The sequence below is a fragment of the Spiroplasma endosymbiont of Dromius quadrimaculatus genome (genome assembly GCF_964031155.1).
Classification (GTDB): domain Bacteria; phylum Bacillota_I; class Bacilli_A; order Mycoplasmatales; family Nriv7; genus Nriv7.
Genome location: NZ_OZ035010.1, coordinates 1014758 through 1031113 on the forward strand (window position 1 = coordinate 1014758; position 16356 = coordinate 1031113).

Here is a 16356-nt window from a genome sequence, read left to right on the forward strand (position 1 = left end):
AAATCTTACTAGATAATTGTCTTGCGATTTAATATTAAGTAAGCTACTAATAAAAAGCAAGAACTTAAAGTAAGATAAAAAATAAATAAATTATTAGTATTAATAAAATTTTCTTGCCAAACAAAAATACCGTTTTCATCTTTAACTAATGGAAAATCATCATAACTCATTAAATAATTTCTCTGATTATTAAAATCAATAAAACCTTGTTGGAACTTTTCAAACGAATAAAGATTATATCGCACACTACTTGTTCATATTTGATTTATATGTTCAATAATATTAATTTTAGAAAGAATCCCATATAGTTGACTTGCTGATAAATAAAATTTAAAGAAAAAGTGATTATCATCAACTTGATTAGTAGTAATTATTTTAAAATCAATAACTTTTTTAATAATATTATATTCAAAATCTTTGAAAACATATAACAGTGGATTATTAAAAACTTTTTCATAACTTTCATAAAAATTACTATCTTTAACTTTATAATTACTATTAACATTAGGATATCCCATATCGCTATTCATCTTATCATCATATAATTGTTTAAATATTAGAAACGGATCAAAGGTTTTTTCCATATAAGAATCATTATCAATTTTAAAATAAGTATTTGCTTTATCAAATAATATTAAAGAAGAAATTCGACTTAAATTAAAAAACATCAAATCTTTTATTGAAGCACTACCAAGATATTCTTTTACCATATTTGCTAATTCTTGATGTTCAATCCGACTATTTTCAAGTTCTGCACTAGTTTTAAAAAAATATGGCATTTTTAATTGCAGAAAAATTTTTGTATTTTGACCTTTTTCTTTATTTTTTGTAATTAATTCATTAACTTCATTTGTTTTATATTGCCCTCTTCACTGTTCAACATTATTACCAGTAATTTCAAAATCTATGGATTTGGTTAAACCTAATTCTTGTTCATAAAATTTCAATCATTTTTCTTTAACATTATCTTCATAACGATCAAAGATAATATTTTGTAACCCTTGAAGACTTTCTTGATTATAAAAATCATAGATTTTTTTTGTTAAATTATAATATTTAACTTCTTTTTTGTCTAATTTTTCTTTAAATAAGAAGGTTTCCTTAATTTGAGAAATTGTATATTTTTGCGTTTCATTTTTAAATTTAATTTCAAGATTATTAGCAATTGTTGTTATTAAAGAATACGGCATTCCCCCTAATAAAAATAAACTACAAAAAATAAAACCAATTAATAATACCGTTTGTACACTAAAAAATGTTGAAATAAAAATAATACCACTGGATGCTAAATAAGAAACAAAAACTGAAAATACAAAGAGTTTTAATATTAATTCCTGAAAAGCTGATACAAAATCATTTTTATTACTAATTATACCCATAATATGAACTAATATTAAAGTAAATCCTAGATTAATAACAATAAAAATTAAAATTAAAAATCAAATTGTTATTAATTTTAAAATAAATATTTGTAATCGTGAATATGGACGAGAAATTAACAATAAGTATGTACCATCAGTAAATTCACGACCAAAAATTTTAATTATTATTAATAAAATAAATAATAATAAAATAATATTTGTAAAAATTAAAACACCATATTGAAAATTGCTAATAACACTGTTAAGGTCATCAGATTTAAAAAAAAATAAAAAGCGTTAAGGTGGCAAATATAACTAAAGAAATAATTAATAAAAATCAAACTGCCATCATTTTTCTAATTTTAAAAATTGCAAATAAACAAATTGATAAATATGAATTGTTTTTACTTCCTAATTTCATACTTTTATTTTTGCTGATCCTTATTAATAATCTTTAAAGATTTTGTTTTATATACATTATTAACTTTAAAATATTGCTCCTTATTACCAAAAACTAAACCTCAATTAATTTCTTGATTACTTGCTAAGGAAATAATATTATTATTTTTATCATAAACGATATCTTCATTATATATATTAGAAATATTACCAGCACCAACAGTAAAATTTTTATGTTTTAAAATATCATCTTTAATCATAAAATCTGATTTCTTAAAATGGTTTTCTAAAATCTTGTAAATTCCATCAATATTATTAGGTTTACCATCTTTACTTGTTTCATTATCTATTAGTTTTGCAAAAATATCATTATTTACAAAAAGTGTAATCTGATCCTTTTCTCATTTAATTTCATATTCTTTAAAGAAACCAAATACCATTTTAGTTATTTGTTCTAAATGAGCATTTAAAATTTTTGTTGGCAAAATCATTGTTACTATTAATTTTTGCTGATTTTTTTGTACCTTACCAGTCATTGGTAAACCATAAATCGTCATTGGTACCAGTCTTAAATTATTAGTACTAAAAGTAAATCATTCATTGTTAGAAAAATCATAATCACTTGGATATTTATTTACAAGATGGTTAAAAAGTTCCTTGTGAGTTGATAAACTCCCTTGCTCATCATAAAATTTATTATATTCATCATTATTAAAACGATTAGTTAACGGTTCGCTTTTCAAACTTATTCAATCTAAGAAGTCAGAATAAGAATTATACTTAATATCATTATCATCACTAGCTTTTTTAAAGCGATCAGAAGAAGCAATAAGTTCTTTAAAACGACCAAAAATTTTATTATTATAATGAGACCAAATATTATATGTTGAAAAATCATTAGTAATTTTTGGATATTGATTATTATCTTCGTTAATTTCAATGCGTTCATATTCTGCTTTCAGCTGATCATATGTAACTTCACCAATTTTAACTTCCAAGTTAGTAATAATTTTCTTTGTTAATTCAAGATTATTAGTAATAATATGACTTGCAATAAAGTTTTGATTTGTAGGGCTATATTCTTTAAAACTAAAACTATATTCATAAACTATATCTAGTCTAATCGCACTATCTTTAGTTACATCTAGTCCCGCTAAATCAGCGACTTTATCTAAAGCAATTTTAAATACTGTAAACTTCGTATCATTAATAGAAAGTTTAAAAGGTGGCAATAACTTATAATAATTACTGTATTTTTTTTGTAACTCACTATTGGCTTTATTGAAATTATTTTCAAACGAATTTTTAATAAAATCAAGAGATTTTTTTGCGTCAGTATGTTTAAGAACTTGCCTTGGCAGTGGTTGGTTCATTCCAAAGTCTAAAACATCACTAAGGGCTTTTTCGGTTCTAGTATCATAATCACTTCTGGCAAATTTTCTTAAATTACTGCTAAAATTTAAGCGAATATCTCGCATCGTTGCCATATCTTCTTCCAAGATTTTATTTTTAATCTTATTATCAATTTTATCATTCTTATCAAAATAGTTACATCCAACTACTGATAAAACTGATAACAAAGAAAAGCAACCGATGCTAATAATTTTTGTAAAATATTTCATTTTATTCTCCTTACTAATTAGTATTCTTAATATAACTTATTATATATGATTTTATTATTTTAGACAAATATTTTATTTTATATACAATTTAATTAATTTTTTGTCAATTATTATCATAAAAGAAATCAGAATATCATCAAAGAAAAAATAACCTTATTTTTAAGATAAAGTTATTTTTATGCATCTTTTATTACTCAATTCTCCTATTTAACTTTTGCAGTAAAAAATCAATGGAAAAATTGGATTCACCAATACTTTCAATTTTGATTTTCATTTGATCAGCAAATTGAAAAATATCTAAAAATATAAACGGTTCTTGTAAAATAAAATTTAATTCCTTACTAATATCATCATACCAATAAGGAATTTTATATTTATTAAAAAAATTAACTATTCCTCAATCATTATTTGACATTAAAAAATATGAATGTTCCACAACAAATGGTTTAATTGAACCAGAATAAAACTGTTTTCCATTAAGTACTAATGTAAATTCATCAAGATAGTATTTAATCTCATTCAATAAATGTGATGATAAAAAAATCGTTTTATTTTGCTTTGTTAAAAACTTTAAATATTCCATAATTATCCGACGATTAGTAACATCTAACCCCGCCTCAGGTTCATCTAAAATAACAATATCTGGATCATGTAATAAACCTTGAATAATCATTACCCGTTTTTTCATTCCCGAAGAAAATGCATTAACATTCTTATTACGATGTTCTCAAATTCCTAATTTAGTCATTAAGTCTTCAATCCGATTTTTTAATCGCTTACCTTTAACACCACTTAGCTTTCCCATATAATGTAAAAATTGATATGATGTCATATTTTCAGGAAAAGTAATAAACTCAGGAACATAACCAATACTATGTTTTACTTTAATATTCTTATTGCTTTCACCGTTAATATTAACTATTCCTTTAAACGAATTAATTCCACGAATTAATGATTTAATAAAAACTGTTTTACCACTACCAGATAAACCAATAATTGCATGAATTTTTCCGAGATTTACTTTTAAATTAAAAGGACCAATGAGATTTTTTTTAAATTTTTTAGTAAAATTTTTTGCTTCAATTTTATATGCCATTTTTACTCCTTAATTATTATTTCTCATTTAAGTAATAGTTTTTCTTGATAATAATAAATAAGCAAGTAATAAGAAAAGTAAACTTAAAGTAAGATAGAAAATTAATAAACTATTAACATTAATAAAATGTTCACTCCGAATAAGAAATTCATTCTCATCTTTAAGTAAAGCAAAATCAGAATAACTCATTAAGTAATTTTTTTGATTATTAAAATCAATAAAACTTCGTTGTAATATTTCAAATCAATAACGATTATATCTAATACTACTTGTCCATATTTGATTTATATGTTCAATAATATTAATTTTAGAAAGTACACAATACACTTTTATTAGTGATAAATAAGCGTTATATCCATAACCATTAGTTGCCTCACTACTATCAATTTTGTTAGTAGTTATTATTTTTAAATCAACAATTTTCTTAATAATATTATTTTCTAATTCTTTTAAAACATATAAAACTGGATTATTAAAAACTTCTTCATAATTTTTATAAAAATTACTATCATTTACTTCATACATTGGGTTAGTAATTTCAATACCTGATTTATTAAGTTTAAATAACTCTTGAAATATTTCCGTTGGATCAAAATTATCTCCTAAAGTTTCCTTATAAGAATCATTATCAAGTTGAAAATAAGTTTCTGTCTTATCATATAATATTAAAGAAGAAATACTGCCTAATTTAAAACGCATTAATAAATCTAATTTAACATTTTTTAAATAATAATTTGTCATTAATGTCAATTCTTGATGTTCTTGGGTATTATGTTCAAACTCATTTAAAGTTTTAAAAAAGTATGGCATTTTTAATTTAATACTAATTTTAGATTTAGATTTCCCTTTTATTATTTCATTAATTTCTCTGCCATTGTAAAATCCATACCATTTATTAACTTCATTACTACTAAAATTAACTTCTTTCATTTTAGTTAAATGTAAAGTATTTTGATAAAATTCTAAGCGTTGTTTTTTAAGTTCCTTATTATCATTGCCAGAAATAATTGCATTTAAATCGCGAATGTTTTCTTTACTATAAAAGTCATATATTGCTTTAGTTATATGATAATAATCAATTTGTTGCTGTGCTAATTTTTTCTTTAAATAATAATGTTTCCTTAATTTTAGCAATTGAATACCGTTGTTGACTATCTTTAAATTTAATTTCAATGCTATTAGCAATAGTAGAAATTAAAGAATAGGGCATTCCCCCTAATAAAAATAAACTACAGAAAATAAAACCAATTAATAATACCGTTTGCACAGTCAAAAATGTGGCAATAAAAATAATACCACTAGATGCCAAAAAAGATACAAAGATTGAAAAAAGAAAAAGTTCTAATATTAATTTTTCAAAAAATAACTTAAAATCATTTTTATTACCAATTAATGCCATAATCTGAATTAAAATTCAAACAAATCCCAGATTAATAATAATAAAAACTAAAATTAAAAATCAAATTGTTAATACTTTCAAAATAAATATTTGTAATCGTGAATAAGGGCGCGAAATTAATAATAAATATGTTCCATCACTAAATTCGCGACCAAAAATCTTTATTATTATTAGCAAAATAAATAGTAATAAAATAATGTTTGTAAAAATTAAAACGCCATATTGAAAATTAATAATAACAGCATTAACATTATTAGCACTAAAAAAGATAAACGCTATTAATACGGTAAATATTATTAATGAAACGCTTAATAAAAATCATACTGCTAACATTTTTCTAACTTTAAAAATCGCAAATAAACAAACTGATAAATATGAACTATTTTTATTATTTATTGTTGTCATTAAATAAACTTATTTTTCCTTTTTAATAATTTTTAAAGATTTATTTTTAAAAATACCTTTAACATAAAAATAAGATTGGGCAGGATACATAAAATTAAAATCTCATCTGTTATCTTTATCAATTGCTAAAAAAATCATATTATTCTCAGAATCATAAATAATATCATCATTATTTACATTAGAAGCACATTTTTCACATTCAGCACCTTGAAGAGTAAACTTTTTATTTTTTAAATTACTATCATTTGTGACAAAATCTGTATTTTTGAAATCATTTATTAAAATATCATAAATTCCTTGGATATTTTTCCCCATATTTTTTAATAATTTTTGAAAAGTCTCATCATTAACATAAACTGTAATATCATCTTTTTCTCATTTAATTTGATATTCAAAAAAGAATCCCGCAATAATTTTTGTCATTTGTTCTAAATGCTGTTTAAAAATTAATTTTGATAGTGTCATTGTAACTGTTAAAATAGCATTATTTTCAGGTTTTTTTACTAAACCTTTTAAAGGCAAACCAGCAATAATCATTGGAACTAACGCTACTTGATCAATACTAAAAGTATGTAAAGGATTACTAGTATCTTGATATTTAATAGTTGTATCATTTTCTAACAAATCATCAAATAATATCTTTGATGTCGTACCAGTTTCATTATAAAGTTGATTATATTTGTTTTGAGCAATATGAGTGCTTAATGGATAACGCATTCATTGATTTTCTTTTCAAAAACTATCAATACTCTCATATTCAATTTTATTATCCATATAAAAATCTTTAAATAATGCTGATTTATTAATTAAATCTTTAAATTCAGTAAACATTTTACTTCTAAAATAATTCCAAATATTTCACAGTGCAAATGATGCTTTATCAATTCTCGGATATTGTTCATTATTTTCATCAATATTAATAACTTCATAACGTGTTTTCAGCGGTTCATATGTAAGTTTACTAATTTCAGTTTCTAAACTATTAATGATTTCATTTATTGCTTGAAGATCATCAGAAAGAATATAACGAGCAAAATGATTTTTTTGGATGGATCATAGTTTTTAAAGTTAATATTATAACGATAAGTTACATCTAATCTTGTAGCCCGAAATTTTAATTTTGGATCTTTTTTGGTTAAACTTGTTAAATCACTTAAATTAATTTCATTTAAAGAAAACTTTATTGTCTCCTTAATAAGTTCTAAGGGCTTATCTTCAGGATTAGGATAGTAATTGGAATATGTTACAGCGACTTTATCATTAATATTATTAAATTTTTTCTCAAAATCACTAACAATAAAATTAAGCGCCTCTGAGGCTTCTTCATTAGTAATAAGTTTACTACCATTTAATTGAGTTCCCATAACTAATAATTGTTCAATTTCCTGATTTTTTTTGGTTTCATATTCAAAGACTTTATGATTCATTAACTGATAATAAGCTGTGCTATTAATACTTTCCATTGTTTTTAAATCTTCTTCAATAATGGTCATAGCAATTTTTTTATTATTTTTTTCTTCGGCAATATTATATTCAGAATTACAACCAACAATAACTAAAAGTGGTAGGGTTAAAAACAAAAGTGGCGTAAAAACTTTTAATAACTGATAAATATTTTTCATATTTTTAAATTATCCTTTCTGATGTTAACTGTTAATAAAATACAATGTAACTATCTGTTATTAAATTATGAAATATTTTACTATCAATAAGCAAGAGTTTTATTTAATTTTTATAATTTAAAAATCCAAAAAAAAGTTAAGTAAATACTTAACTTTAAAAACAATATCATTATTAAATTTCTTGCTATTATTTGTCTGCCTTTCAATTAAAAACAATACCTTTATGTCGAGTCATTGATAATAATGCTTCGCGAATCCCTTGTACGCCCATCCCTGAATCTTTAATTCCTAAAAAAGGTAAATAATCTGGTCCGCGTTGGGGAGCATCATTAATGTTAATTGAACCAACATCTAATTGATTAGCAATTTTAACCGCCATATCAATATCATTAGTAAAAATTGATGCTTGTAAACCATATTTAGAACCATTTGCAAGCGTAATCGCTTCACCAATTGATGTTACTCTGATAATTGGCAACACCGGTCCAAATGGTTCAATCCAAGCAATATCCATATCCTTAGTAACATTATCAATAATTGTTGGATATCACAAATTATTTTTTCTAGTATTTCCTAAAACTAACAATGCCTTTTTTTCTAACGCGTCATCAACTAATTTTTGGAGAATATCGCTGGTTTTCATATCAATAATTGGCGTAATATCAGCATTATCATTCGGACTTCCAACTGTTAATTTTTCTGTTTCAACTTTAATTAATGATACCAATTCATCAGCAATCGTATTATCAACTAAAACTCTTTTAATAGCAGTACATCTTTGACCTGAATAACTAAATGCTCCTTTAACAATTTTTTTAGCCGTCATTGCGAGATCACAGTCTTTAAGAACAATGGCTGGATCTTTACCACCTAATTCCAAAATAATATCCACTTTGTTAGTAATCTTCGTAATATGTTTTCCTGTAACATCAGAACCAGTAAAAGAAATAACATTAATTGCTGGATTGGTTACTAAACTATCACCAATAACACTGCCCTTACCAGTAACCGCATTAATGACACCAGCAGGAAAATTAGCATCAAATGCTAACTTAGCTAAAAATAATCCTGTTAAAGAACTTTGTGAAGCTGGTTTAAAAACCACTGTATTTCCCATAATTAATGCCGGAATTATTTTTGCTAACGATAAATTAACAGGATAATTAAAAGGTGAAATTGCTAAAACAACTCCTTTAGCAACTCGCGAAAAAATTGCCAACTTATTTTTCACATTAAAAGCATCACCTGTATATGATTCAGGATAAATACGATATGCTTCATTAACAGTAAAATCAATATATTCAATTGTGCGATTAATTTCAGAAATAGCTGCTTTTTTACCTTTAGCAATTTCTAAGACCATCAAATTAGCAAGCGCATCAGTATTTTCAATAATTAACTGCTTTCATTGCTCAATAAACTTAATTCTTTCATTAATTAATAATCCCTCTCATTGCTTTTGGACATTCTTAGCTGCCAAAAACGCATCATTAATATTTTCTAACGAAAGAGCAGGAACACTACCAATTACTTCTAATGTGTTTGGACTCGTAATTTCAATAACATTTGTAGAAGAAAGCAACTTACCATTAATTAATGCTTGACCTTTTTCCATTTTATCACCTCTAAATATAATTATATCGTTTTTAATTTTAAAAACAGAAAAATTAATTATTCTAATGTTACTTTTTCTGTTTCATCTTTGGATTGTTCATAAGATTCGACAAAATCACATTCAGGATAATTGCTACAAGCAATAAATTTTTGATTACGACGATTAACTTTAATAACTTTTTCACCTTCAATACATTGTGGACAAAATCCTAAATTAACTGGATTTAATGATGAAATATAACGACATTTCGGAAATGTTGAACAACCAATAAATTTACCATACTTTCCAAAACGATAAACTAAATCATTATCACATCGTGGACATTTAGTACCCGTCTTTTCAATTTCAACTTCCGTCATTTTTTCAAAAGCTTCTTCAACACGAGGTTCAAATTTTTCTCAAAAAGAACCAACTAACTCTTGATAATCTTTTTCACCGTGACTAATTAAATCTAATTGTGATTCTACTTGTGAAGTATATGATTCACTAATAATATCTTGAAAAAATTCTTGCAGTTTATCACTAGTTAAAATTCCCTTTTCACTAGCTTTTAAAGCCTTATTCTCAAATAAAACATATCCTCGTTCGCGCAAAGTTCTCATAATTGGAGCATAAGTACTAGGTCGCCCTACTCCTAATTCTTCCAATGTTTTAATTAATCGTGCCTCACTATATCGTGGTTTTGGTTTGGTTCAATGTTGCAATGCCTTAATATCTTTAATATTTACCACATCACCAATTTTTCAAGCTGGTAACTTAATACTAATATTATCTTCCTCATCACTTTGATAATATTTTAAAAATCCTAAAAATAAAATTGTTTGTCCTGTCAACCGAAATTCATAATCATTATTATCCAAAATAATAGTTTTCCCCGTAATTTTTGCTGGAGCCATTAATGATGCCATCGCCCGATTATAAATTAGTTTATAAAGTCGTAATTGATCTTTACCTAAATAATTTTTTGCCTTCTCAGGAGTCATTAAAATATCTGTTGGCCGAATTGCTTCATGCGCATCTTGAACATTGTTTTTCTTTTTAGTAATTTTTACTTGTCCTAAATAATCTTTACCTAATGATTCCGTAATAAAAGCAAAAGTATCACTAACAAATTTATCACTTAAACGAATTGAATCAGTTCTTGGATAAGTAATAAATCCTGTTAACAATCCATCAATATCAATTCCTTCATATAATTGTTGTGCTAATAAAGATGTTTTATTAGCAGCAAAATTTAATCGTGATGATCCATCTTGTAACATTGTTGAAGTAGTATAAGGATTATTTGCTTGTCTAATTCGAGGTTTTTCTTGAATATCAATAACTTTATATTTACTACTTAAATTTTTAATAATAATTTGAGAATCTGCTTCAGTTTTAATCTCAATATTTTTATTTAAATATTTTGTTAATTTTAAAATATGTTGCTTTCAATAAGCTTCAATTGTTCAATATTGTTCGGGAATAAAAATTTGATGTTCTTTTTCTCGCAACACAAGAAGTTTTAAAGCTACTGACTGAACTCTTCCTGCTGATTTTGAACGAATTTTCTTTTGCAATAACTTACTTAACCGAAAACCAATCATCCGATCAATCATTCTTCTTGCTTCTTGTGAATGAACTAAATTCATATCTAACTCTCTTGGTACTTTAAATGCTTCAATAACAATATCTTTAGTAATTTCATTAAAACTCACCCGAACGGATTTACTTTGAATTTTTAAAACTTCATTTAAATGATATGAAATTGCTTCTCCTTCACGATCAGGATCAGTTGCCAGAAAAATTTTATCGGCATCTTTTACTAAACCTTGTAATTTCTTAACAAGTGGCTTTTTCTTAGTTTCAATTCGATAATATGGAGTAAATGTTTCTAAGTCAATCCCTAAATAATATTCACCTTTATTCGCTAAATTGGTAATATGTCCCTCGGAAGAAACAACAGTATAATCATCTCCAAGATACTTTTGTACCGCTTTAGTTTTCGTTGGCGACTCCATAATAACAATATTTTTACTCATAACACTTTACTCCTTAAAAGAATCTTTTGATTCTCAATATTTTTATAAATACGGCAATATTTTAGTACATTTTAAAGACTTTATCAAGTTTATAAAATATCATCAATAGTTTGCACTAATTTAGCACTATTTTTAATAAGATTATTAGTAGCAAAGTTCTCATAAATTTGATTAGGAACTGCAAAAACATCTTTATTTTCATTAAAAGCAGTATCTACTAATGAATGAACAATTTTTTCATCAGCAAACGGTAATACCAATAATGCTTTTGATAATCCTAATAAGATTCTTTGAACATTACTATCAATTGGACTAATATTTTCTCTTGTCATATGAAGCGGATATTCACTAATTACTAAATGATATCTTTTAAGATACAAAAGCAATTCTTGTTGGTTTGCATCATAATTATTACTATCATTAATAATAACCACACTATTTCCAGAAATACTATTTTCTTTAATTAATTGATGAACTAATATTTCAACCCCAGCATTAAATGAAGTCATTAAAATTTTTTGATGATTAACTAATTGCTGAACCATATCGTTAGCAACTTTTTTAATATAAACATTAGGATAATGTGAACCTGTAATAGCAATAATTTTTTGAGAATATTTTAATAAATCAATATTTCCTTCATAAAAAATTACAAACGGTGGTTTGTAAATTGTTTTTAAACCAGCCGGATATTGTGAACTTAAAATTGTTAAATATTGGCAAGTAATTTTATCTTCAATATTTTGCAATTCTTCCAACGCAATTTTTTCCTTTTTATCCAATGCTTCATATACTTTATCTCAATTACCATCGTATTTGATAACAAAATATAATAATACTTTTTCCATAATTATTATGAACCTCCTGTTATTATATTTTGTTATCAAATAAGTAATTTCCTTTAACAAAATATTTATTTTTATTATCATATATAATATGATGTCTCTCCTTTTTTTACTATAATCTCCGCTCTAAATTCCAGCAATTGAATAATAAAAATATTTCTAAACACGCAGTAACTTTTTTATTATTTATTTCTACTTTGACAAAATAAAAAATAGTACTTTAAAGTACTATTTTAAATATTTATTTTATCTTGATTTTATCATTACTATAAATTAAAAATTAATATTTTTGAAACTACTTTATTATTTAATTTTGTTTTTATTAGTAAAAATAATTTATCTTTATTTATCTTTATTTTTTTTATTTCATCATTAATAGTTAATAATGGTATATTTATCTTTTCAACTAAGTTTGAATCTTGTTTTAAAATATAAACACTATCTTTAGTACCAAAATAAATATCATTTTCATCAAAATCAAAATACTTAATAAATAAGTTATTTGTTCCCTCAATTTGTTTAACTTTAATTTCATTGTGTTTTAAAACATAAGCACCTTCTTCTGTTACAAAATAAATATTATTCTTATATTCATAAATACCATTAATATTTTTTTTATCTAATATTCTTTCTATTTTATCATTTTTAAGAACATAAGCACCTTCCTTTGTCGCAAAATATAAATTAGCGGTTTTAAAATTAGTAATTAAATGTTTATCTACTATTTTTATTTTTTTAATTTCTTCAGCTAATTTTAAATTTGGTTTTAATAAAAATAACTTATCGCGAGATTTTAAAAAGAAAGCATCATCATTTTTAATACATATTAAATCAACCCTAATATCATTTAATTGAGTAATTTTCAAATTATTGTCTAATTTATATAATCCATTATCTGTTCCAAAATAAACATTATTATCAAACGCAGAAATTGCATTTATATAAAAATCCGTTTGCTTTAATATAGATGGTGTTATTTTACCTTGTTTTAAAATATACATACCATCATCTGTTCCAAAATAAACATCATTATTTTGTACTAAAAGTGAGGTTATATTTTTATTTTCTATTCAAGAAATTTTTGTCATTTCCTGTTTATTTAAATCTAAAAAAAATACCTTTGTTTTAAATTCCTTATTAATTAAATTACGAGAAATAATAATATTTGTATTATTATAAGTAACTCATTCTGTTCTTGCAAAAAGTGGAAATTTGTCTATTTGATTAAAATCATTATTATTTTTATAGAACATTAAACTAATGAAGACAATTATTAATAAAATAATTAAACTTAAAATATATAATACTTTTTTAAAGTTTTTAATAACCATCATTAAAAGATAAAAGACTTTTTATTTTTCTTAATATTGCTTTATTTCTTTCATCATTAGTTTTGAATTTTTTTATTTCTTGCTCACTAAAAAGATCTTCACTGATTTTACTTATAAAATTATTTAATTGTTGATTTGTCAATTCCAATTCTGTTATTTTTTTGTTTAATTGTTGATTTGTCGATTCCAATTCTGTTATTTTTTTGTTTAATTGTTGATTTGTCGATTCCAATTGTGTTATTTTTTTGCTTAATGTATTTTCATCATTTTGAGTAACTGCTAATTTTTCTTGTAAGGATTCTATTTCACCAGTTAATTCCGCGATTTTTTGTTGTTTTTCATCTAATTTTGTATTTAAACTACTTTTTACTTGATTTATTTCCCTATTTTTATCATCTAAATCCTTCTGTAAATTTTCAACACTTTTTTCTAATTGAGATATTACTATATTTAATTGATTTTCCTTATTATTTTCAATTTTGATCTTTTCTTCTAAGGATTCTATTTCACCAGTTAATTCTATTATTTTTTGTTGTTTTTCACCTAATTTTGTATTTAGTTCATTTTCTAGTTCTGCTATTTTATCGTTTTTATTATCTAAATCTCTTTGTAAATTTTCCATCATTTTTTTATTATTTTCACTATTACGCAACTTGTCTTCTAACGAAGTAATGAAATCTTTTGATGAATTTATTTGATTATTTAGTTTATTTATTTTTTTATCTTCATTTTTTTCTAATTCTGCTATTTGCCTATTTTTATTATCTAAATCTTTCGCCATATTTTGAATTTTTACTTTTAACATAAAAAGAGATTGATTTAAATTTTTATTTAATTCTGTTAAAGATATATTTTTAAAAGAACTAACATCATTATCTAATAAAAATTCAATTTCATTATTTAAAGTTTCTAAAGTATCATTTAAACTATTTTTTTCTAATTTTGCTGTTTTTAATTCAATTTCTAATTCCGCTATTTTTTGTTGTTTTTCATCTAATTGTATGTTTAAATTACTTTTCAGTTGATTTATTTCATTAGTTAATTCCGCTATTTTTTGTTGTTTTTCATCTAATTGTGTATTTAGATTACTTTTCAGTTGATTTATTTCTTTATTTTTATTATCTAGATTTTCTTTTATTAATTTTAATTGTTCTTTTATTAAAAAAAGTATATTTTTTGTTGACATTTCATTATTTAATTTAAATTTTGATTCTAAAAGATTTTGTAAATTTAAATTAATTTCTTTTAATTCTTTTGTAAAAAAATTTTCTAAATCTTTTTTTTCTTTAATTAATTGTTTTTTTGTAATTAACATGTTTTTTAAACTATTATAATCTAAATAATATATATTATTTTGGGTAATAAAATATATATTTTCTTTACTAAAAAAAACTTCTTTTATATTTCTTAATTTGTTTTTTATTTTTTTAAGAAAAATTCATTCTTTTGTATTTACATTTAAAAAATACATTTTCTCTTCGGATATAATATATATATTATTTTCAATATCAAAAAACATATTGTCAATATAGTAACCTAGTTTTAAGATAAATTTATCACAGTTATCTTTATTTACTATATTATTAGAAAATTTATATAATTCTTTATTATAAAAATCTTTTGAAGAAATAAAATAAATATTACTTTTGTTATCAATTCTAATTCCTTCTATATTTAAATTTTGATTAATTTGTTTTAAAAAATCTAAGTCAAAATGTGTAAACTGATTTTGATAATAAATAATTAAATTAAAAGAAAATTTTTTATCTTTCTTCCGACTAACAAAATAAACATCATTTTCATTATTAACATCAAAATCTAATATTTGTTCTTCAGAAAAAAATTTTACTGCATAATCTTCACTATTATTTATTAAATTATACTTAAATATATTATCATCAGATAAGAAATAAATAGTGTCCTTGCTGGTTTTAATTTTTGAAATATTAAATTTTTTAATACCATCTATATGAATATCTTTGATATAAGAACCATTTAAATTAAATCTAAAAATACTATTATTTAAAAGAAAATAAATATCATTTTCATTGATTAAAAATCGTATTAAATTATTTAATGAATAATTATATTCATTTGGTAAAGTAAAAGTTCTTTTATTTAACTGCTCCACTGATTCATTTGTTTTTGAATAAAGATAAAGTTCATTATTTTCGATATTTTTATACAAGAAATAAAAATCATTATTTTTAATATATGAACTAATAAATTCCAAATTTGCATTATCTTTTTTATCTAATAAACTATTATATTTTTGTATTATATTTTTCTTTTCTTTTTGCTTTTGGATTAAATTATTTGATTCTTTTTGTTTTTGAATTGGATAATTAGCAACAACAGCTGGCATACAACTACTTGTTATTGTAACTGTTCCTAATAATCCTACAAGTTTTTTTCTCATTTTGCTATTGTTCCTTTCTTTTTCGTTATTTTATTAAATTAAATATGCATTATTGTTAAACAAATAAAAATAAAAAATATTAGCAGTAGCAACAAGGTTATTAATAGCAAAGCAACCTAAACTCTTATGTTAGGAAATTAATTTTATCACATAACAAATATTTTTAAAATAAAATTTATTTTCTATTTCTAACAATTAATTTTGATAAAATTTAAAAAATA

General features: G+C 23.0%; 12 protein-coding genes. All 12 read right to left on the reverse strand.

What is annotated here, in order from left to right; genetic code table 4:
* Positions 1 to 8: 8 nt before the first annotated feature.
* Positions 9 to 1502: a hypothetical protein gene (locus tag AAHM88_RS05730; RefSeq protein WP_342262540.1), complete on the reverse strand. Its 1494-nt coding sequence runs from the start codon at positions 1500 to 1502 to the stop codon at positions 9 to 11.
* A gap of 284 nt (positions 1503 to 1786) precedes the next feature.
* Positions 1787 to 3382: a hypothetical protein gene (locus AAHM88_RS05735; RefSeq protein WP_342262541.1), complete on the reverse strand. Its 1596-nt coding sequence runs from the start codon at positions 3380 to 3382 to the stop codon at positions 1787 to 1789.
* 190 nt (positions 3383 to 3572) lie between these two features.
* On the reverse strand, positions 3573 to 4478 hold the full coding sequence (locus tag AAHM88_RS05740) for an ABC transporter ATP-binding protein (protein WP_342262542.1): 906 nt from the start codon (positions 4476 to 4478) through the stop codon (positions 3573 to 3575).
* Positions 4479 to 4505: 27 nt separating this feature from the next.
* Positions 4506 to 5612: a hypothetical protein gene (locus AAHM88_RS05745; RefSeq protein WP_342262543.1), complete on the reverse strand. Its 1107-nt coding sequence runs from the start codon at positions 5610 to 5612 to the stop codon at positions 4506 to 4508.
* Positions 5536 to 6282, reverse strand: a complete 747-nt coding sequence (locus AAHM88_RS05750; RefSeq protein WP_342262544.1) for a hypothetical protein — start codon at positions 6280 to 6282, stop codon at positions 5536 to 5538. Before AAHM88_RS05750 ends, AAHM88_RS05745 begins: the two co-directional genes overlap by 77 nt.
* A gap of 9 nt (positions 6283 to 6291) precedes the next feature.
* A complete protein-coding gene (locus tag AAHM88_RS05755; RefSeq protein ID WP_342262545.1) occupies positions 6292 to 7113 on the reverse strand; it encodes a hypothetical protein in 822 nt (273 codons plus the stop codon).
* A gap of 164 nt (positions 7114 to 7277) precedes the next feature.
* On the reverse strand, positions 7278 to 7904 hold the full coding sequence (locus AAHM88_RS05760) for a hypothetical protein (RefSeq protein WP_342262546.1): 627 nt from the start codon (positions 7902 to 7904) through the stop codon (positions 7278 to 7280).
* Between the two features lie 187 nt (positions 7905 to 8091).
* Entirely contained in the window at positions 8092 to 9519 is a 1428-nt protein-coding gene (locus AAHM88_RS05765; protein WP_342262547.1) for an NADP-dependent glyceraldehyde-3-phosphate dehydrogenase, read from the reverse strand.
* A 56-nt stretch (positions 9520 to 9575) separates the two neighbouring features.
* Positions 9576 to 11540, reverse strand: coding sequence for a type I DNA topoisomerase (gene topA / locus AAHM88_RS05770; RefSeq protein WP_342262548.1), 1965 nt, complete (start codon positions 11538 to 11540; stop codon positions 9576 to 9578).
* Between the two features lie 89 nt (positions 11541 to 11629).
* Complete coding sequence (locus AAHM88_RS05775) at positions 11630 to 12388, reverse strand: DNA-processing protein DprA (RefSeq protein WP_342262549.1); 759 nt, start codon at positions 12386 to 12388, stop codon at positions 11630 to 11632.
* A gap of 263 nt (positions 12389 to 12651) precedes the next feature.
* Positions 12652 to 13716, reverse strand: coding sequence for a hypothetical protein (locus AAHM88_RS05780; protein ID WP_342262550.1), 1065 nt, complete (start codon positions 13714 to 13716; stop codon positions 12652 to 12654).
* Positions 13706 to 16135, reverse strand: coding sequence for a hypothetical protein (locus AAHM88_RS05785; RefSeq protein ID WP_342262551.1), 2430 nt, complete (start codon positions 16133 to 16135; stop codon positions 13706 to 13708). The genes AAHM88_RS05780 and AAHM88_RS05785 overlap by 11 nt, the downstream gene beginning before the upstream one ends.
* Positions 16136 to 16356 lie beyond the last annotated feature (221 nt).